The following is a 20,163-nucleotide window of genomic DNA, read 5'->3' as shown; positions in this document are numbered from 1 at the left end:
TATTTATTTTAAAAATACTGTAAAAAATAACACAATGTTTTTAAAAGTATTTTATAAAAATCAATCATATCCTTTTGTGTAAAAAAAATACGTTCAAAATAAAAGTTTAAACAGTACTTTCTGATGAAAGGTATTGAATTGCTTGATAATGTGACAAGAAAATTTGTCCTGTGAGTTCCTTAATCAGTTTTGAGTCTACTAAGCGATCCATAACAGGACTTTTGACTTCGGATAGATGCAATTTGATATCCAAAATTAAGAGTTCTCTATTAAGTTCTTCTAACATTTCAAGTGCGCTAAGATCGATATTGCTAATGCTTGAGCAGTTAATCACAACATGTTTAACAGCCTTATTATGACTTAATTCAGTAATGATATAGCCTTTGAGCACATGCGCATTTAAAAAGCTGAGATTCTCATCTACACGAAAGGATGCGATGGTTGGAATGGTGACAACGTCATAACGAGAGACATTTCTAAAATGTTGCGTTCCTTCAATTAGACCAATGACGGCAATATGTGGGCGACTGATCCGCCACAACAATAAAATAAAAGTTAAGACGATTCCAATGATTAACCCAGTAGAAATATCAATACACGTTACACCTAAAAAGGTTGCAATCATGGCAAGTCCATCAGCTCTAGAATATTTCCATGTTTCATAAAAAGGAGTGAAGATAACCAATTTCCAAATGGAGACAAAGATCGTTGCAGCTAAAACAGTTAATGGTAAATTTTGAAATAGCCCTGTGAAATAAAGACTAACTGCAATCATAAATAAAGAAGATAAAACACCAGCCATGGGGGTTTTGGCTCCCGCATCTGCATTTACAACTGTACGGGATAAGCTTCCAGAAACGGCAAAACCTGAGTTAATACCTGCAGCAATATTTGCCAGCCCCAAAGCGATAAGTTCTTGATTACTATTTAAGTCATCACGTTTTTGCAAGGCTGTTGCTTGTGCGATTGCCAAAGACTCTACGAAACTAATCATGGCGATCATGAATGCACTTGGAAGTAATTTCTGTACTAACGCAAAATCCCAGGTTGGAAAATGAATGTTCGGTAATCCCGTTGGAATAACACCAACTGTTTTTAAACTATGCTGATCAAGACTGGTCAGATAAACCATAACAATTGAGCTTATTACCAATACAAGTGGTGTCGTTTTTGCGATAAAACTGTTTGGAACGACTTTAGGTAAGAGAATCAGCATTGAAATAGCCGCAAGGCTGAAGCTAATACTCAGAAAACTGAGTTGATGAATATTTTGTACTAGAGATAAGATAAACTCTGGAATATTGTTGGCTTTTATATGGATATCTAATAAAAACTTTAACTGTCCAAGCGCAATCAGTAATGCAGAAGCAATGATAAAGCTTTGAATAACAGGGTGGCTAATCAGTTGAATTAGAAAGCCAAAACGGAAAATACCGAGAATAAAGGAAATAATTCCCACTAATATCGCGAGTAAACAAGCGGCTTCTATATAAGCCTCTGATGCCACGGGAAAGAGCGGATTCAGTGTCGCAAATACCATCATTGATATAATTGCGACAGGTCCGATTGAGAGAGTGGTGCTACTTCCCGTAAAAGCATAAATAATCATGGGAAGAATACTTGCATATATCCCCATGACTGGAGGTAAACCTGCCAGCATGGCATAAGCCATTCCTTGAGGGACGAGCATTGCAAGTACGATCAGTGCTGCAATTAGATCGGCTTTAAAACTATTGTATTGATAGTGCTTTAACCATTGTATGGCAGGAAATATATTCGATATTTTTATATTTAATTTTTTCATTCACGATGATCTAAATTATAAAATCCTAAATACATTATGCAGAAAAAAGTGATCCAATTTTAAAATTAGTATGCAATTTCCTAAGCAATTAAATATTAGGGCAATAATTTTCATATAGTGTAGTCAAAACAACGCGTAGTTTTGGATCGCTAATAGAGTAGAAAATCTGTTTACCTTCACGACGTGTTGCAACCACATTACTTTTGCGAAGCATCATCAGTTGTTGTGATAGTGTCGGTTGGAAAATTTGCGTAAGTTCCTCTATTTGAGAAACATTTAATTCTTGTTTGGCTAAATGACACAAGATGATCAAACGATCTGTATTTGCTAGAGATTTAAGTACATTAACAATTGAGCCTGCTGACTCCCTCATTGCTTCAATCTCAAGACCCTTTTGCATGTTCACCTCCCAAAATTACGACCAAAGTGTAGTATAAAATGCTTGAAAAGAAAAAATGTAGTAAAACTGAATAATTGCAATGGTTTTTAATGAAAAGATATATAAGTAAAAATGATAATTAATCTCAATAGTGTTTAATATTTTACTTTTTCCCCATGAAGTGTGATTTACTTCAGTTTTTTGACTAACTGTTTTAAGCCGTGATGTGTTTTTGAGAAATGCTGCAATGTAACTATATTGTTAAATTTTACTTATTAATAAAATTATGTAGTTAATTTAATTAACAAATATAAAAAAATTAAAAAAGTAGTTGTGATTTGATAAAAAGGGTATATAATCAAAAACAAGACAGAACGATCTGTCTGCATAAAAAGGATCGGGATGTGCAATTTGTACGACCGCCAGAGGGTAATATTTTTTATTATTCTTTCCAACTCAGACGCAAGCGTGAGCCACAATAATAACTATAAATCACGCTTTGTTTTTTTCTTGTAGTCAGCATATAGATAAATTGATTTTTCAACAAGAAAAAAGCGTTGCTATTTAAGCTAACGCCTTCTCATAATTGATTAAATGTTCAACTCGTGTCCAGTACTGATCCATTTCAACTGAATGTCTATTTACATGGGCTTGTATCGTCATGCCATCCAAAATACTTACAATCAGTGTCGCTAAGTGAGTCGGATTCTGAATACCAAGTTGTGTTAATAGTCTTTGCACAAGTGCTGTAAGCCAAATTTTATATTGAGTCGCAGGTTCAAGCGTAGAAGGATAGATTTTAATAACTTCTTCTAATGCTTTTTGAAACATACAACCATTGAAGTCTTCGCTAAGAAACCATGCATTATACCATTCAAAAATGGCTTTTAATTGTCCTAATGGATCTTCAGGATCACATTCAGCTAAAGCGGCATTCAAAGAGGTTTGTAAATTAATATTGCGTTGTAGCAGACATTCTTCGATTAATTTTTCCTTAGATGGAAAATATTTATAGAAAGTCATTTTGGCAACGCCTGACTCACTGATAATTCGATCAACCCCAATCGAATTATAGCTATGCGAATTAAAAAGTTTTAATGCTGTGTTAATAATATCTTCTTTTTTTGACATACTTAGCCTCGAGTTTGCTCATCGTCAGCAGAGCATGGTTTTGCATCCTGTCATGCGATTTTGGCAGCGATTTTACATGGTATTTATAAAATATCCTAGGGAAAACTAACAATATTTATTGAATTGACTTTGAAATTTCCAGTCGTAGTTCTTTGATAAAATTAACAATATGAATAATTGGAAGTAATTAAAATAATGTAAAAACTGATTGTTCTAATAAAAACCATTTTATTTACATATTTTAGATGGCTTAGGCAGGTAGCTGCTATATTTATGGTGTTTATTGTGATTTTTGAGTGCTGATTTATAGTGTGCTCGTTATCTACATTAAAATAAATAACGAGCGTTGAAGACTAAAATTATTTTACTTCGCAGATTTATTAGAAAGTTCAGAAATTAAACGAGCAAAGTTTTGATAGAGCATAGATTGTTCCGTTGGCGTATAAACAGAACGTTTTATTGAGCCTTTATCCGTTGCAATCGCAAGTTCTACATTTTTAGCATTTCTAAGTTCTAGTAAAAAAGCACTTGGAAGGCTAAATGAATTAGAAGAGCGTTTTGGAATTAAACGGTTAATATACTTTTGCTCAGTTTTTCCAGCTGGAGTATAAGAAAAGGATTTACCATCAACAAAAAAAGTTAAACCATTGATGTCGTAATATTGATAAGTACTGGTTAATGCAACGTCGAGATGTAATTTATCTTTTTGCTGTTTGTCCCATTCAACAACGACATTTGGGCATAACTCATTTGATTTACAGTTCAATGAACCCGCAGTAGCAAGGTGATCAATCGTCGTCGATGGTGTTGTTGTATTTTGCATATTTGCGCAACCCGCCATCATGACGCAAAGACTTAGCAAACAAATTACATTCTTCATATTTCACTTCTCAAGTTTATTTTCAATTTAACGCTTTAATGATGTAACTGTGGCCCAAGAAATTCAAATGGTTTTGATGCTTTAAATTGATCAGTCGCATCACCAGCAAAAGTATTTTGCTGATCTTTTCCTAAATCAAGCTTACGCGTTACGCCATCTTTAAAGTTGATTTTCTTTAAATCTACCCAAAAAACATTTGGAGATACAGCAGATTCAAAGAAATATAATTGCTGTTTATGATCAGCAACCGTTCTCCAGCGTGTAGAAGAGATATTGGGTTCTTCTTCAGTATTTAATCCAAAAGGAACTGATGCATTTCGAATTACACTGAATACGGAGGCTAGTGCCTCTTTAGAGTTATCGTTTTTAGGAATGGCGTTGATATAGAATGATGCTCGTGCGAAACGGTCTGAAGCTCTATTTGTGCCGGGTAGCATGACTGTGCCACCGATTTGTTTCCAATATGTATTTAGCGCAAGTTGTTGGTCAAATATAGGTGAATTCGTCATTACCTGATATTTTTTATCATGGTGAATCACTTGTTTCCCATTAATGTATTCAATAATTGCGCTGTCACCTGTTTTATCCGAAAGTGATAAATGTAAAGTTGTTAAGCGTTGTTCACCTGGAACACTATCAGTGATGAGTGTAAAAGGTTCTTTTTCTAAAGCTGCTACAGCTTCAGCAACGGTTGCGTAATTATCAAGAACGTATTGGGCCCATGCAGAAATACTGAGTTGAGGTTTATTTGATTTTTTGGCGTCAGGATATTCAGATTCAACTAACCACAAAACATTGGCTACTAATCCAACCTCGTTCATCCCGTCTGTTGTAGAAATATCATATCCAGAGGCAATCACGCTGCCATATTTTGATTTCCATTTAAGTGATTTAGGACCAGCATTACTATCGCGATTAACGCCACTTGGCATAATCCACAAGTTTGTACCAACATCAACTTTCCAGTCCATCGATCGTGCTGTAATAATATGATTATCATTGCCTAGATAAACAGCGCGTGTACAAGCTTGGGCTGTTTGAAGAAAAAGAGAGGAAGCAATGAATGAACAAAATAATGCTTTTTTAAACACAAGCGTTCTCCGTTATTGTAAATAGAATGATGTGATGTAATTTATGTTTTAAGTTCTTGTAAATGAGTCTATAAAATTCGATATCTTATTCAATAATTAAAATGTAATCGTTGGAAAAATTTACTTCTAATATCGTATGATCGCGTTAATGTAGTGCAGCAGCTTAACCTGAAATATCGATATTAGAAGTCTCTGTAAATTTTTTATTCTTCTGGTGGTAATAACATTACAACAGCATTGTTGAGCAGCATGGCAATGTCTTCTAATACTGCATCGTCATTGAATGATTCATCTAAAGCGATATTTTCGCCATCAGCGATACGTTTTAATTGAGCTGCAAACGGCTCTGAAATACAAACGTTTTCACCATTTGCCCAAAAATCGAAAGAACCATTTTGCATGCGATAAAGTAATCTTGATGCAGGTTCAAGTATTAATTCATAACCCGTACCGATAATTTCACTTAGATCACTTGCTTCAACTTCTTCTGGTTCAGGAATGTTGTTTGGATAACTTGATTCACTCATATATGCCATGATGGCAGCATCGAACTCAGGTGCTTTGGTTAGATAATCTAATAGCTGTGTTTTTAAATATGAAAATTCAACTTCATTGATTTCGCCAAGGTGTGCAGTTTGTTGACGTGCAATATCTGCAAGTGGATTTTTAAGCAAAGTGTTCTCTGCAAATTTATCACTCACTTGATCAATCATTTCAGATAGGTTTGGCATACGAAAGCCAAATGAGAACGTTAAACAATCATCTTCAGCAACACCATAGTGAGACAGTCCTGGTGGCACATAGAGCAAATCACCCGGTGCAAGAACCTCATCAAACTGAACATCCATTTCTGGCAATAGTTTTAAAGGTTGATCTGGGATAAATTGAGTCGATTCATCACACATCTGTCCAAGTTGCCAGCGGCGATGACCATGACCCTGAACTAAGAATACGTCATAAAAGTCAAAATGCTTACCCACTGATCCGCCTTTAGGTGCATAAGACACCATAATGTCATCACGACGCCATTGAGGAATAAATGGAAATTTTTTCCAAAGTTCTGAAATGTCAAATGAGTAATGATCGACTGCTTGTACAAGTAAAGTCCAAAGATTTGGTAGCTTTTGAAAATCACCTTTGGTGAGAGGTGATGATTTGACATGCCATTCATTTGGGTTCTTATTTTTTTGACGAATCAAACGTGCAGTAACATCTTCTTCAAGTGCGAGTTCCTGAACATCTTCAGGCTCTAATAAGCCAATAATTTCAGGCATTGCGTTGCGAACGAGTAATGGTTTTTTTTGCCAATATTCATTTAAAAATTGTTCTGCGGTAATGCCGCCTAAAACCGCTAAAGATTGAGACATGGGAAATAAACCAACAACATAAAAATTAGGGGCTATTTTCCCTTGAGTTGCGAACAGGTGCAAGTCTTGCTTGATGTAAGCTTGCTGAGCAATTGTCCCTTAAAGTAATCGAATGTATTTAATCTTGATCAATTAAACATGTATTCATTTACAGCTCTTTCTAAAAAACAGTATGCTTAAGCTGCAATAAGGAGCATACATGTATCAAGTACTTGCAAGAAAATACAGACCACGTAATTTCAATGAGTTAGTGGGGCAAAACCATGTTTCTCGTGCTTTAACGAGTGCATTAGAACGTGGTCGCTTGCATCATGCTTACTTGTTTACTGGAACGCGTGGTGTCGGTAAAACGACGATTGCTCGTATCTTAGCCAAGTGTTTGAACTGTGAGACAGGTGTAACCTCGACACCCTGTGAAGTTTGTGCAACCTGTAAAGCCGTGAATGAAGGTCGGTTTATTGATCTGATCGAGATTGATGCGGCTTCACGTACCAAAGTAGAAGATACGCGTGAGTTACTTGATAATGTTCCATATGCTCCAACTCAAGGTCGCTTCAAAGTTTATTTGATCGATGAAGTGCACATGCTTTCAACGCATTCATTTAATGCATTATTGAAAACATTAGAAGAACCACCTGAACATGTAAAATTCTTATTTGCGACAACTGATCCTCAGAAATTACCGATTACGGTGATTTCTCGTTGTTTGCAATTTACACTACGTCCTTTGGCGGTTGATGAAATTACTGAACATTTAACGGCGATCTTAAATAAAGAACACATTGATGCAGATCAAGATGCCATTTGGCAAATTGCAGAATCTGCACAAGGGTCGCTGCGTGATGCGTTGTCATTGACAGATCAAGCGATTGCTTATGGTCAGGGCGCTGTACACCATCAAGATGTTAAAGATATGTTAGGTCTGATTGATCGAACGATTATCTATGACTTGATTCTCGCGATTCATCAAAATCAGCAAGCGCGTGTGAGTCAGTTGCTTTTGCAATTTAGACAGCAAGCTTTAGATGTGTCTTTAGTTCTAGACCAATTGGTTTCGACGCTACATGAGTTGGCATTGTTGCAGTATCTACCTGATTTAGCACTTAAGTATAGTGAAGAAATCAATCAAAAAATATTACAGCTTTCGAAGCTTGTTTCTGCACAAGACTTGCAACTGTATTATCAAATCGCTTGCAAAGGTCGTGCTGATTTGCAATTGGCGGTGACGCAAGAACAAGGTTTCGAGATGTGCGTTTTGCGGATGCTTGCGTTTAGACCGATGAGTCTAAATGAGGTGACTGTTCCGGCAGCACCTGTAGTGCAGATACTCGACCCGCAAAATCAGCAGGTTACTTCAGATGTCGGTCAAGAAAAACAGTTTGCAGCACCAGTAGAAGTGGCTAGTGTTGAACCTGAACCTGAACCTGAACCTGAACCTGAACCTGAACCTGAACCTGAACCTGAACCTGAACCTGAACCTGAACCTGAACCTGAACCTGAACCTGAACCTGCTATGCAAAATCAAGATAGCCATCTCATGGTTTTCGATGCGGAAGGTGGCCAGCTGATTGGTTTAGAGCAGGCTGAAGCGCAAACAGTAAGTTTTGATATCACTCAGTCAGATGATGTACTCGTTTTTCCTGTTGAGGAAAATTCTCAGCAAGTTGTGCAGGACGATGAAACGAATCAATTAGTCGATCAGTCAGAAGCTACGATGCTTTTTGAACCTGAAATAGTTGAACCGCTTCTAGAAAAGGCTGTGGCACAGGTTGCATCATCTCAACAGCAAGATGTTGAGATAAATAACTTAATGCCACAAGATATTTTGAAGCTTCCCGTGCAGGTGCTAGAAGGTGAGTGGAATTTAGAAAAGTGGGAATATTGGTTTAGAAATAGTGAACTTTCGCCAGCTGTTCAAGAGTTAGCCCAACATGGTGTGATGACGGGACAGATTGATGGTGCATCTGTATTTCATATTCCGCAAGAATATGAGGGAATGTTGACTCAGTTACAACATGCTTTAGAAAGTGCTTTGAAAGAAAATTGGATCAATACTCAATTTTCCGTGAAGTATGGGCAAGTTGATTCCACCACACCATTTGCGATGCAGGCTGTACGTAAGGAAAAAGCATTTCATCGAGCAGTGAACTTGTTACAACAAGAACCAACGTTGAAAGGTTTGATTGAAACCTTTGATGCGGAATTACATAATATTCAGTTAAAGCCCTAAGGTAAAAGCAAAGGTGAAATCGTAATTTCCCTTTGCTCCATATATGCTTATTGCGCTAATAAGTAGTCTGTAAGAACATCGCGCATTTCTTGAGGAATCCTGGTGCTCTTTCGATTCTCACGATCTACAAAGACATGCACAAAATGACCTTGCGCAGCAGCTTGGGTTTGTCCTTGCTTGAAAATAGCGAGTTCATATCGAAGTGATGAATTCCCTACTTTGCCTATCGCTACTCCCACTTCAATGATTTCTGGAAAAGATAGCTCTTGTAGAAAACTACAAGCAGAATCGACGACAAGTCCGATAATTTCACTGTGATGAATATCGAAACCTGTTTTTTGAATCAGCAATGAATTAGCGGCGGTATCAAAATAGCTGTAGTAAGTGACATTATTGACATGACCATAAATATCATTGTCAGCCCAGCGAGTCTGAATTGGAAAAAAGAACTTAAATTGTTCGCGGGTTTTTAAAATAGGTTTACTCATGCGTAAATCGCCTGATAAATGTTGAAAGCGTCCTGTTCTGTCATTTCTCTTGGATTATTTTGTAGTAGTCGAGTCTGTAACATTGCATCTTTTGCGAGTTGTGGAAGTTTAGCTTCAGGTACATCTAGCGCTTTTAATTTCAAAGTTAGACCACTTTGATCGAGATGGTTTTGCATATGATCAATGAATAGATCGCAGAGACCATCAGTGCAACCTGTACTTCTTGGATCCATGAGTTGCATCAATTCAGCATAGTATTGCTTTGCCTTTGGTGCATTAAATTTTAAAACTTCAACCAGTACTAATGCATTGGTATGACCGTGCGAAAGATGAAAATGCCCACCTAACGGATACGCGAGGGCATGTACTGCACCAACAGGTGCATTTGCAAAGGCTTGTCCTGCCAACATTGATCCCATCAACATGTTTTGACGAGCTTCAAGATCACTTCCATCTTTTAAGACTTTTGCTAAGTTGTTGTTGAGTAGTTTTAAAGCATTCTTCGCCAGCATATCAGCATAAAAGTTCTTTTTAATATTTGAGGTATAAGCTTCAATTGCATGTACCATCGCATCAATCCCCGTCGATGCTGTGATATGCGCCGGCAAGCCTTGGGTAAAAGTTGCATCTAAAATAGCGACATCTGCGTATAAAATAGGTGAAACAACGCCCATTTTGGTTGTTGCACCAGTTGTGACAATTGAGATCGGTGTGACTTCTGATCCTGTTCCTGCCGTTGTCGGAATGAGAACGAGAGGCAAACGTGGTGCTTTAGCTTGGTTTACGCCGTAAATATCAGTTAAAGCCTGCTGTTGTTGCGGGTGCGCGAGGAGGGCGATGATTTTCGCAACGTCCATAGAGCTGCCACCACCAAAACCAATAATGACATCAATTTTTTCTTGTTTTGCAAAATCGACTGCTTCTAAAACAATATGTTCTGGCGGATCGGCTTGAATATCTGAGTAAATAATATGCTCAAGACCAATTTGATTCAAAATATCAACAATTGGCCAGTGAAGTTGATGTTGAATCATGCCAGCATCAGTCACTATCAGGGCTTTATTATAGTTTTGTTGAGTTAAAATATTTTTAAGTTCTTGTATGGAACCAAGCCCCGAGATGATATTGGGAACAGTTTGAAATTGAAATGGGTTCATACATACATCCTTATGTTTTGAATTTGTTCACACTTTATAATTGATCAATTACATCATGAGATAAAATGTTAACAAACCCTAATAAATACAACATTTTTATATGAAGTGACTATAGGTTTCATTGTGCAAATAACTTAACATAAGACGCTGTAAAAAAGTGTAGATTTGAGGTGAATATGCCATCCAAAACGCCATATAAGGTGTTGTGTGTTTGTTTGGGAAATATCTGTCGTTCTCCTACGGCTGAGGCCATTCTTAAACATTATTGTGATGCGCATGGTTTAGATGTAATCGTAGATTCGGCAGGTACAAGTAATTACCACCCGAACAAAGCACCTGATATTCGTAGTCAAAAGCATGCTGCGCAACGTGGTTATGATCTTTCGACACTACGTGCAAGACAAATCACAGCTACAGATTTTACTGAGTTTGATCTGATCCTTGCGATGGATCATGAAAACTTTGATGATATTCAGACTTTATTACGAAAAGCAATTCATCAGTATGGTACACATCAAATCCGGGCGAAAATCGCTTTGATGAGCGAACATGATCCAAACTTTAAGCAACAAGCCATTCCAGATCCATATTATGGTGGCGCTGATGGATTTGATCGGGTACTGGATCAGTGCGAGTCAAGTAGCCAAGCATGGATTGAAGTTTTTAAACAACATTTGAATGTAGGGCAATAGGATTCTATTTACATGCATGTACAACAGCAGGTTCAGCTTAAAGCGTTAAATACTTTAAATCTTAATGCCATCGCTTCACATTATATCGAGATTCACCATCCAAATGATGTTGTTGATGCCTTAGCCTTCGCAGAACAACAATCTTTGAATGTTTTAGTGTTGTCTGGCGGTAGCAATGTGCTATTGCCCAAACATATTGATGCTTTAGTCCTGCATCTCAATATTCAGGGTGTTGACGTTATTGCCGAAGATGAGCGTAGCGTAACTGTTCAAGTTGGAGCAGGTCAGGTATGGCATGATTTTGTCTTATACAGTACGCAGCAGAATTGGTTTGGTTTACAAAATCTTGCGTTGATTCCTGGCTTAGTTGGTGCATCGCCTGTGCAAAATATTGGTGCCTATGGTGTTGAAGTAGGCGAATTCATTGACTCAGTACAAGTATATGATCGTGAGCTAAAACAATTTAGCTCGATCCTTGCTCAAGATTGCCATTTCTCTTATCGGCACAGTATTTTCAAAGATCATCCGAATCGCTATATCATTGTTGCTGTGACTTTTAAATTATTAAAGCATCCTGATTTGAAGTTGAATTATGGTGATTTAAAGCAAGCAGTAGGTGATCTCCTGACTGCTGAAAATTTGCAGAATCAAGTCATTCATATCCGTCAGAGCAAACTTCCAGATCCTAAAGAATTTCCAAATGTCGGGAGTTTCTTTAAAAATCCAATTGTTACGCAAAGTGACTTTGACAAAATTGCACAACAATTTCCAAACATTCCTCATTATCCACAACCAAATAGCAATGTTAAAGTGGCTGCGGGTTGGCTGATTGACCAAACTGGATGGAAGGGTAAACAGTTGGGTTCAGTAGGTATGTTTCATAAGCAAGCATTGGTTTTGGTCAATTATGCTGATGCTACACTGAATGATGTTCGGAATACCTATCAAGCTGTACAAAGTGATGTAAAACAAAAGTTTAGTATTCGTTTAGAGCCTGAACCTGTGTTATATAATGAGCAGGGTTTAATTCAAGCTCATGGTGAATGAGGAGATTTATGGCTAAAGTACATTGGATGGTCAGTTTAGTACGAGTAATTACCATTTTATTCGTACTTTTAGGCTGTTTTGTGCTTTTTTTATATTCACCATTTTACTCACAGTTTGTCGTGAAAGGGTTGAATTATTTTGTCCCTGTAGATGTAAATGAAGTTGCTGCTGAAAGCCAAAAATCGGCAGCACTAAGTGAACATGAGACCTTAGAACCTGGTTCAGATCTTTGGATTGCGCGTCAGGCTTATCTCAAATTGATGGAAAAAACTTTTCAGTCAGAGAAACCAGAAGATTTAAGGTTTATACAAGCTCGTTATAAGTTGCTACAGCAGCTTATTAACGAAGAGCAAGAAAAAGAGAATGAAGAAGCTGAAAAGCTTAATATTCCGATGATCAATCAACCAGCTGAACAAGACCAAGAAAGCTCAGCGGTAGCAGCAACTACACCACTTGATTTCTTAAAGTGGAATACACCAGATAATCAGGCTTTGATGGAAAAATATGTTTCTTTTTTGGAAACATTTCCAATCGAGTTACCTGTTGAAGATGCTGAAAAAGATGAAACTAATAAAGATTTAGTCGAAATCAAAAAAAATAAAGATGGTGCAATCGAGACCAATAGCTCATCTAAGCCTTATGCAATTGTTGTGTTGGGTGGTGGTTTAACGCTTGGTGCAAATGGTAAAGACATCGTAGTAAATAATTACACTCGGTTACGCTTAGAAAAAACACTTGAAGTTGAAGAGAAATATGATTTACCGATTGTGCTGAGTGGTGTCGAAGCACCATATATGCAGGCGTGGTTAAAAGAGCGTGGAATAGAGGCAAAATTACTTGAAAATCGAAGTATGAATACCTGCGAAAACTCAAGATTTAGCTCTTTATTACTTCAGAAAAAAGGTGGTGCGCCAACCGTGATCTTGATTACTGATGAATACCACATGCCTCGTACCCGTCGTTTATTTGCATTGAATGGAATAGAAACGGTGCCTGTGATCGCACCAATGCCTACGACTTTAACTCAATGGCGTCCAAGCGAGCAAAACTATGATCATAGCCGCCGTGCGAACTATGAAATGCTCGCAACGATTCGTGATATGTTGTTTGGATCAAGTGATTGTCGGGAGGTACCATAATGTCGAATATTCCTTTTTTAAATCCGACAATTTTAAAACAGCTTGATTTACCTGTTCCTAATCGTGAAACGACACCTCAAGTGCTCGAACCTTTAGATTTATCAAAAAAAAGTGAGGTTTCATTAGCGCTACAAGCTTATCGCAAACTTTATGGTTTGCATTTATTGGATTGTGAACATTGGCAAGGTTATGTAGAAATGCCTTTGTTTCGTCTCCATGTACAAGTATTTCAGCCAAAGCAACAAAAAATTCAAGGTACCGTTTGTTTATTACATGGTTATTTAGAACATAGCGGAATTTATCAGCCGATTATCAAAGAAATATTAGATCAAGGTTTTAGTATTGTTACTTATGACCTTCCTGGGCATGGTTTAAGTAACGGTTCACCTGCGAGTATTCAGAATTTTGATCATTATCAACAAGTATTACATGCTATTTATAATGCGGTTAGAGGTGCAAAACAGTTACCTAAGCCGTGGTTAGGCATCGGGCAAAGTACAGGTGGTGCGATTTGGATGCACCATTTGTTAGAGTTTGCTGAACGCAGAGAAGACCCGATAGTTGATCGTGTATTGTTACTTTCTCCCTTGATACGTCCTGCGAAAACGGCATGGTGGCATAATTCGGTTGGTTTGGGTATTATCCGCCGAATAAAAAGCCAAGTTCCGCGCCATTTCCGTCGTAATAACCATAATCCTGAATTTCTACGTTTTGTTCGCTTAAAAGACCCATTACAGCCACGGATGATGGGGATGGATTGGATTCTAGCAATGTCAAAATGGATGCTTGAAATGGAGCATCGGCCAGCTTGTAGAATTCCTGTCTGGTTAGCGCAAGGAGCGTTAGATCAAACTGTAGATTGGCGCTATAACATCGAATATATTCGCCGAAAATTTAGATTACAAACATTGTTGATGTTAGAAGAAGGTTCGCATCAATTGATTAATGAGCGTGCAGATATTCGTGCGGCATTAACTGGTTTAATCCCTGCATTTTTACATGCTAAACCAAATAACTATTATTATTAGACTACTTTTTAACTGAATATCAAAATGATAGAATCCCTAACATTATAAAAATTATCAATAAATTATATGTTGGGGTTGTCATGTCAAAATCGATAGCACAGATCATTTATGCTTTTTGCTTTATGAGTTTCTGTTATTCTGTCCATGCGCAAGAATTATATAAGTGCGTTACCAATCAAGGGACTTCGTATCAAAGTAGCCCTTGTTCAGCAAAAGCAAGTCAAAAAATTGCATGTACTGGTTCTGCTGCTGATGGATTCAATGGGGAGTGTGAATCGCTTGAACAGCGACGTATGCAGGCAATTTCAAATGAAAAAAATGCATATACGCAAGATTTAGCAAGTAACAACACTAAAGTTTCAGCAAAGCGATCTGAATTTCAAAGAGCTATGGTACAGTTCCCAGAGTGTAAACAACGTATTATGTATATGGAGCGTCTGGCTCGTTATTCTAGTCATCCGACGCAAACCCTTGAAAATAATAGTCGATTATATGCTGCAAGAATTTGCACTGATGATGGGAGTGTTTATTTGAGCTGTAATGCGGCGACAAATACATTGCTTACTCAAACTAACCCGACATGTTCTTTGAAACGTAAGAGATAAATATCTACAAGATTTATTTTCTAATCAACTCAATCCTCATTAGAAACTGAACAAATAACCTAAAAAAGCCATTCTAAATGAACGGCTTTTTTCTTTAATTAAAATTGATTCGCGTCAGCCAATTTCCACATACGATAATAAAAATTCTCATCATCATCTAAATTACCTTGCAGTAATTCATTGTCTTTAAGGAAGAAATGAATTTGTGCATAATTTTTGATTTCACGATCATTCATACGTTGGGCAAGATGGTGGGCTTTAATATCAGAAGGGTGATTTAAGCCTGCTGCTGCAATCATTTCAGACAAAGCATGTAACGTGTTTTTGTGAAAGCTAAACACACGTTCAGCTTTACTTGGAACATCAATTGCTTTTTGTCGATCTTTATCTTGAGTAGCAACGCCAACAGGGCATTGGTTGGTATGACAACTTTGGGCTTGAATACATCCAACAGCGAACATAAATCCACGAGCAGAGTTCACCCAATCAGCGCCGAGTGCAAAGGTGCTAGCAATATCGAAGGCGCTAATGATTTTACCACTTGCACCGATTTTGACCTGACTGCGTAGACCAGCTCCAACTAAAGTGTTGTGCACAAAACGTAGCCCTTCTCTTAATGGAGTACCAATATAGTCACTAAATTCAATAGGTGCTGCACCAGTACCACCTTCAGACCCATCCACAACAATAAAGTCGGGAATGATTTTTGTTTCAAGCATCGCTTTTACGATACTCATGAACTGCCAAGGTTGACCGATGCATAGTTTGAAACCAACTGGTTTACCACCAGAAAGCTCTCTTAGCTTTTGAATAAAATGCATCATTTCGATTGGGGTGTTGAAGCTTGGATGCTTAGATGGAGAAATACAGTCATGGTCACGAGAAACACCACGAATTTGAGCAATTTCTTCGGTAATTTTATGTTTAGGTAAAATACCACCATGACCAGGTTTAGCACCTTGAGAAAGCTTAAGCTCAATCATTTTGATTTGAGGTTGTTTCGCTTGTGCCGCAAATTTTTCAGGATCAAATAGTCCTTCTGGTGTACGGCAGCCAAAGTATCCACTCGCAATTTGCCAAACAATATCGCCACCGTTTTCTAAATGATAGGGACTCAGACTTCCTTCACCTGTATCGTGGTAGAAATGTCCCAGTTTTGCACCTTTGTTCAAAGCGCGAATTGCATTGGCGCTCAAGCTTCCAAAACTCATCGCTGAAATATTCAGAATAGAAGCACTATAAGGCTGGCTACATTGTAAATTGCCAATTTGAACTCGGAAGCTTGCTGGATCAGCAGGTGGGCAAGGGGCAATTGAGTGAACAATAAACCGATAATTTGGCTCATACACATCTATGATTGATCCAAAAGGTTTATCCGCATTTTCATTTTTTGCACGTTGATAAACGAGACTACGTTGCATACGTGAAAATGGTAATGCATCTTGATCTGCCTCAATAAAATATTGGCGAATTTCAGGGCGTACATCTTCAAAGAAAAAACGGAAATGTCCCAAGATTGGATAGTTTTTTAAGATGGAGTGTTTCTTTTGCAGTAAATCATGAAGGCCAACAAGACTTAGTAGGCTAGTCACTAACCATAGCCCATTTAATAACGTATCTGAGATGAAATAATAAATGGTCTGTGGCGTATAAATTGTTTTAAACCAAGTGATTGTTAAAGCAATAAAAATACATAGGAACCAAACGGAATGTCTTGAAAAAAAGGTATTAAGTAATTTATGTCGTATAGCTTGTGCTGGACTAGCCATTGGCAAGGGATTCCTAAATTAAGTAATGGGTTCACGATGCCAAGAACGATGTATAACTACAAGTAATGAATTGTTAGATATGAGAATTATTCTCCATTTAAAAGTTTATCATTTGTTATATTCAGACCAATGTCGAGTTTAGGTTTAGTCTTATTTCTCTTCTAATATCGGCTTTACATGAAGCATATGCAGATATGTAAGTGACTTCTAAAAGATTATAAAATTACATATAACATAATTTAATTATGTATTGCATAAATTAAATCTTTCTTGTAGCATGAATGTCATGGTTGAGAGCCAAAGCAAAAAACTGTATTTTTCACGTTTGCTTTGGTGAGCTCATGGAAGGAAAAGGCAGTACATGGATGCTTTTACATATTTATAAAAACACCTGTTACCTTTCCTAACAACGTGCACAAGCGTTAATCATGCTAGAGGGTTTATGATGACTATAGTGATTGACATTGTGTTCAGCTTAAAACGGATGAATTTATCTAATATAAGATAAGGGAAACTAGATGGACATTTTAGATAACCCATTAGAACTATGTGGCTTTGCTTTTATTGAGTTTGTTTCGACGGAAAATGGATTAGATCAGATCTTTGAAACAATCGGCTTTACAAAAGTTGCAAAGCATAAATCTAAAAAAGTTTATTTATGGCGCCAAGGTAATATCAATATTATCTTGAACTATCAGCCAGAATCTTATGCTTCATTCTTCTACAAGGAACATGGTCCTTCGGCATGCGCAATGGGTTTTAGAACTCGTGATGCTGCGAAAGCATTCAAAAATGCAATCGAATTGGGCGCAGAGCCTATGTATTCACAAGCAGGGCCGATGGAGTTAAATATCCCTGCGATTAAAGGGATTGGTGGTATGCCAATTTTCCTTGTAGATCGTGATATTTATGAAAATGATTTTATTTTCTTTGACGATGTTGAAAAAAATCCGCGTGGCGCGGGTTTAAATGAAATCGATCATTTAACACATAATGTTTATAAAGGTCGTATGGATTACTGGGCTAATTTCTACGAGAAAATCTTTAATTTCCAAGAAATTCGTTACTTTGACATCAAAGGTGAATATACAGGTTTAACGTCTAAAGCGTTGACTGCACCAGATGGTATGATTCGTATTCCTCTTAATGAGGACTCTGATAAGGGCAATGGTCAGATTGCTGAATTCCTTGCTGATTTTAATGGTGAAGGCATCCAACATATCGCATTTATTACAGATGATTTAGTTTCAACGTGGGATAAGTTAAAAGGCTTAGGTCTTAAATTTATGACACCACCACCAGAAACCTATTATGAAATGTTAAATGAACGTTTACCTGAACATGGTGAGCCGACGGATGAGTTGAAGAAACGCGGCATTCTCTTGGATGGTAATACCAAAGAGGGCGAGAAAAAGCTGTTGTTACAGATATTCTCTGAAAATATGCTTGGGCCTGTATTCTTTGAATTTATTCAACGTAAAGATGATGATGGTTTTGGTGAAGGTAACTTCAAAGCGTTATTTGAATCAATTGAACGTGATCAAATCCGCCGTGGTGTGCTAGAAGCTAAGTAAGCAAATATCAAATCAAAAAAGCCAAGATCAATATCTTGGCTTTTTTATTGAATAAGAAAAATAATTAACGTGTTTTGATATATTGATTAATTGCAGCTACTTCGCGCTTAAATAGTTCTAGCTTTTCACTACCATCATGAACAGGTAGGAACATTTCACTATCTAGTGCAACGATACAAAATTCCATTGCTTGATGTGCATTAAAGATTGGTAGACCAACAGCATTGATCCCAACCAATAGATCTCCTTTCGCAATAGCCATGCCTTGTTGCAGGATATTCTCTTTTAAAGGCAAAAACTCACCCCAGCTTGACGGCTTAATTTGATAATGATTTTGAGCTGCTTTTTCCCACTCTGCAGACATTAAGGGCTGAATGACTGCTTCAGGTAAATAAGAAGCAAATACACGACCAGCAGCAGAGTTTACTAAAGGCATGATTGAACCAACTTTGGTCACAATCGAAATAGGATGGTTAGATTCAATAGATTGAACGACTAAAGGGCCTTTAGGAGACCATTTGCTAATTTGAATACCACAACCAATCTTGCTTTGCAGATCATAAATCAGATGTTGTACAAGCTGTAAAACATCCGTGTGTTGAATACAATTTAAGCCTAAACGCCAAGCTTGATCTCCAAGCGCATACTGGCCTGCATCGAGTTGCTTTGCGTAATTCATGCGGATAAGACTCACTAAATATCGATGCACTTTGGCTGGATGCATATCTAATTTGCTTGATAGGTCTTTTAAAATAATCGGTTTGTTATGCTCTAAAAGTGCATTAAGTACAGATAAACCGACCTCGAGTGATTGAACGCCACCAGATAATTTTTCTTCAATCATTCACTAACCCTTAATCCGCATTTATCCAGTTGTATTTGTTTCAAGTAGATATTCAATGTTACACATGATGCCTGAGCATGTTTCAAAATAGAAATCATCTTTTTGAATGATGCAAATAGGCGAATTCTATAAGTATATAACGACTCAAAAATGAGTTTTTACTTTTATTCATATAGCAGCAGAATACAACAAAAGTTTGCTTATTGATCATTTTTGAGCGATAAAAAATCGGCATTGAAGACAATCTGTTCCAATGCCGATGCGCTGAAAATGGTTAAGCAGCAATTCGGTTTCGAATCTGAATATCCTTTGCTGCTTGAATGTCATAAAAAACCTCAAGCGGCAATGATGTATTCATCTTTGACAATACCATGCTGCGATGTTTTGACTATACTCCTAACTCTTCTTCATGAAGGAAATGAGTATGGTGAGGCGCACGTTTAGTACGGCTCCATTCATCTAACATCTCGAGTTTCATTTCTTCGGTAATACGTGCAATTTTCGCATCTGCGTGAACATCATTATAAGTGAGTTCTAGGCGATGACCGTTTGGATCGAAGAAATAAATAGAGTGGAAAATACCGTGATTGGTTACGCCTAATACTTTCACACCATTTTCTTCTAAGTGTTTTTTTGCACGTAACAAAGCGTCTTGGTCTTCAACTTCAAAAGCAATATGTTGTACCCATTGCGGTGTATTCTCATCACGACCCATTTCAGGTTGCGTTGGCAGTTCAAAAAATGCTAGTACATTGCCTTGTCCAGCATCTAAGAATAAATGCATATAAGGATCAAAGGCTTTGGTTGAAGGAACGTGGTCTTCTGCAAATGCCAAGATGAAATCCATATTGAGCATTTTTTTGTACCACTCAACCGTTTCTTTGGCATCTTTACAGCGGTACGCGACGTGGTGAATTTTTTTAATTGCAAAGCTCATC

18 protein-coding genes are annotated in these 20,163 nt (G+C 37.4%); 7 read left to right on the top strand and 11 right to left on the bottom strand.

From position 1 onward, the window contains the following. Nucleotides 1-106: 106 nt before the first annotated feature. The 6 genes from ACF8D3_RS06110 to ACF8D3_RS06085 all read right to left on the bottom strand — a co-directional run bounded on the left by ACF8D3_RS06110 (nucleotide 107) and on the right by ACF8D3_RS06085 (nucleotide 6,652). Nucleotides 107-1,804: a SulP family inorganic anion transporter gene (locus ACF8D3_RS06110; protein WP_392470708.1), complete on the bottom strand. Its 1,698-nt coding sequence runs from the start codon at nucleotides 1,802-1,804 to the stop codon at nucleotides 107-109. Between the two features lie 88 nt (nucleotides 1,805-1,892). Then, nucleotides 1,893-2,204, bottom strand: a complete 312-nt coding sequence (locus tag ACF8D3_RS06105) for a metalloregulator ArsR/SmtB family transcription factor (protein WP_004879228.1) — start codon at nucleotides 2,202-2,204, stop codon at nucleotides 1,893-1,895. Nucleotides 2,205-2,747: 543 nt separating this feature from the next. Beyond that, the gene (locus ACF8D3_RS06100) at nucleotides 2,748-3,314 is read right to left on the bottom strand and encodes a TetR/AcrR family transcriptional regulator (protein WP_007482338.1); all 567 of its coding nucleotides are present in this window, start codon (nucleotides 3,312-3,314) and stop codon (nucleotides 2,748-2,750) included. Nucleotides 3,315-3,678: 364 nt separating this feature from the next. Continuing rightward, the gene (locus ACF8D3_RS06095; protein WP_061397515.1) at nucleotides 3,679-4,194 is read right to left on the bottom strand and encodes a hypothetical protein; all 516 of its coding nucleotides are present in this window, start codon (nucleotides 4,192-4,194) and stop codon (nucleotides 3,679-3,681) included. 35 nt (nucleotides 4,195-4,229) lie between these two features. Then, nucleotides 4,230-5,285 carry a linear amide C-N hydrolase gene (locus ACF8D3_RS06090; RefSeq protein WP_136457287.1) on the bottom strand — a complete coding sequence of 352 codons (1,056 nt, stop codon included), beginning with the start codon at nucleotides 5,283-5,285 and terminating at the stop codon, nucleotides 4,230-4,232. Nucleotides 5,286-5,488: 203 nt separating this feature from the next. Continuing rightward, nucleotides 5,489-6,652, bottom strand: a complete 1,164-nt coding sequence (locus ACF8D3_RS06085) for a JmjC domain-containing protein (protein WP_392470706.1) — start codon at nucleotides 6,650-6,652, stop codon at nucleotides 5,489-5,491. 199 nt (nucleotides 6,653-6,851) lie between these two features. On the opposite strand from ACF8D3_RS06085, the gene dnaX reads away from it, so the two are divergent. Then, complete coding sequence (gene dnaX / locus ACF8D3_RS06080; RefSeq protein WP_392470705.1) at nucleotides 6,852-8,882, top strand: DNA polymerase III subunit gamma/tau; 2,031 nt, start codon at nucleotides 6,852-6,854, stop codon at nucleotides 8,880-8,882. Between the two features lie 47 nt (nucleotides 8,883-8,929). Here the strand turns inward: dnaX and ACF8D3_RS06075 are convergent, their stop codons facing one another. Both ACF8D3_RS06075 and ACF8D3_RS06070 read right to left on the bottom strand, forming a co-directional pair. After that, nucleotides 8,930-9,370 carry an acyl-CoA thioesterase gene (locus ACF8D3_RS06075; RefSeq protein ID WP_392470704.1) on the bottom strand — a complete coding sequence of 147 codons (441 nt, stop codon included), beginning with the start codon at nucleotides 9,368-9,370 and terminating at the stop codon, nucleotides 8,930-8,932. Further along, nucleotides 9,367-10,527, bottom strand: coding sequence for an iron-containing alcohol dehydrogenase (locus tag ACF8D3_RS06070; RefSeq protein ID WP_392470703.1), 1,161 nt, complete (start codon nucleotides 10,525-10,527; stop codon nucleotides 9,367-9,369). Before ACF8D3_RS06070 ends, ACF8D3_RS06075 begins: the two co-directional genes overlap by 4 nt. A gap of 176 nt (nucleotides 10,528-10,703) precedes the next feature. Between ACF8D3_RS06070 and ACF8D3_RS06065 the strand changes: the two genes are divergently transcribed. The 5 genes from ACF8D3_RS06065 to ACF8D3_RS06045 all read left to right on the top strand — a co-directional run bounded on the left by ACF8D3_RS06065 (nucleotide 10,704) and on the right by ACF8D3_RS06045 (nucleotide 15,038). Further along, nucleotides 10,704-11,219, top strand: coding sequence for a low molecular weight protein-tyrosine-phosphatase (locus ACF8D3_RS06065; protein ID WP_392470702.1), 516 nt, complete (start codon nucleotides 10,704-10,706; stop codon nucleotides 11,217-11,219). Nucleotides 11,220-11,231: 12 nt separating this feature from the next. Continuing rightward, nucleotides 11,232-12,266, top strand: coding sequence for a UDP-N-acetylmuramate dehydrogenase (gene murB / locus ACF8D3_RS06060; RefSeq protein ID WP_061391765.1), 1,035 nt, complete (start codon nucleotides 11,232-11,234; stop codon nucleotides 12,264-12,266). 8 nt (nucleotides 12,267-12,274) lie between these two features. Beyond that, nucleotides 12,275-13,405, top strand: coding sequence for a YdcF family protein (locus tag ACF8D3_RS06055; RefSeq protein WP_392470700.1), 1,131 nt, complete (start codon nucleotides 12,275-12,277; stop codon nucleotides 13,403-13,405). Further along, a complete protein-coding gene (locus ACF8D3_RS06050; protein ID WP_392470699.1) occupies nucleotides 13,405-14,433 on the top strand; it encodes an alpha/beta hydrolase in 1,029 nt (342 codons plus the stop codon). The genes ACF8D3_RS06055 and ACF8D3_RS06050 overlap by 1 nt, the downstream gene beginning before the upstream one ends. 80 nt (nucleotides 14,434-14,513) lie before the next feature. Then, a complete protein-coding gene (locus tag ACF8D3_RS06045) occupies nucleotides 14,514-15,038 on the top strand; it encodes a hypothetical protein (RefSeq protein ID WP_019384327.1) in 525 nt (174 codons plus the stop codon). A 98-nt stretch (nucleotides 15,039-15,136) separates the two neighbouring features. Here the strand turns inward: ACF8D3_RS06045 and ACF8D3_RS06040 are convergent, their stop codons facing one another. Next, on the bottom strand, nucleotides 15,137-16,807 hold the full coding sequence (locus tag ACF8D3_RS06040; protein ID WP_392470698.1) for an FMN-binding glutamate synthase family protein: 1,671 nt from the start codon (nucleotides 16,805-16,807) through the stop codon (nucleotides 15,137-15,139). Nucleotides 16,808-17,325: 518 nt separating this feature from the next. Between ACF8D3_RS06040 and hppD the strand changes: the two genes are divergently transcribed. After that, nucleotides 17,326-18,381 (top strand): 4-hydroxyphenylpyruvate dioxygenase, encoded by a 1,056-nt coding sequence (hppD, locus tag ACF8D3_RS06035; protein ID WP_004879259.1) that lies wholly within the window; start codon nucleotides 17,326-17,328, stop codon nucleotides 18,379-18,381. 64 nt (nucleotides 18,382-18,445) lie between these two features. Here hppD and ACF8D3_RS06030 read toward each other — a convergent pair whose 3' ends face one another. Both ACF8D3_RS06030 and ACF8D3_RS06025 read right to left on the bottom strand, forming a co-directional pair. Then, complete coding sequence (locus ACF8D3_RS06030) at nucleotides 18,446-19,225, bottom strand: IclR family transcriptional regulator (protein ID WP_392470697.1); 780 nt, start codon at nucleotides 19,223-19,225, stop codon at nucleotides 18,446-18,448. 388 nt (nucleotides 19,226-19,613) lie between these two features. Continuing rightward, nucleotides 19,614-20,162 carry a VOC family protein gene (locus ACF8D3_RS06025; RefSeq protein WP_007482310.1) on the bottom strand — a complete coding sequence of 183 codons (549 nt, stop codon included), beginning with the start codon at nucleotides 20,160-20,162 and terminating at the stop codon, nucleotides 19,614-19,616. Between the last annotated feature and the right edge of the window lies 1 nt (nucleotide 20,163).

The sequence above is a fragment of the Acinetobacter sp. YQ_14 genome (assembly GCF_043102985.1).
In the GTDB taxonomy this organism is placed as follows: domain Bacteria; phylum Pseudomonadota; class Gammaproteobacteria; order Pseudomonadales; family Moraxellaceae; genus Acinetobacter; species Acinetobacter venetianus.
The sequence above is the reverse complement of the archived record's forward strand: the minus strand, read 5'-3'. Positions and strand labels throughout refer to the sequence as shown.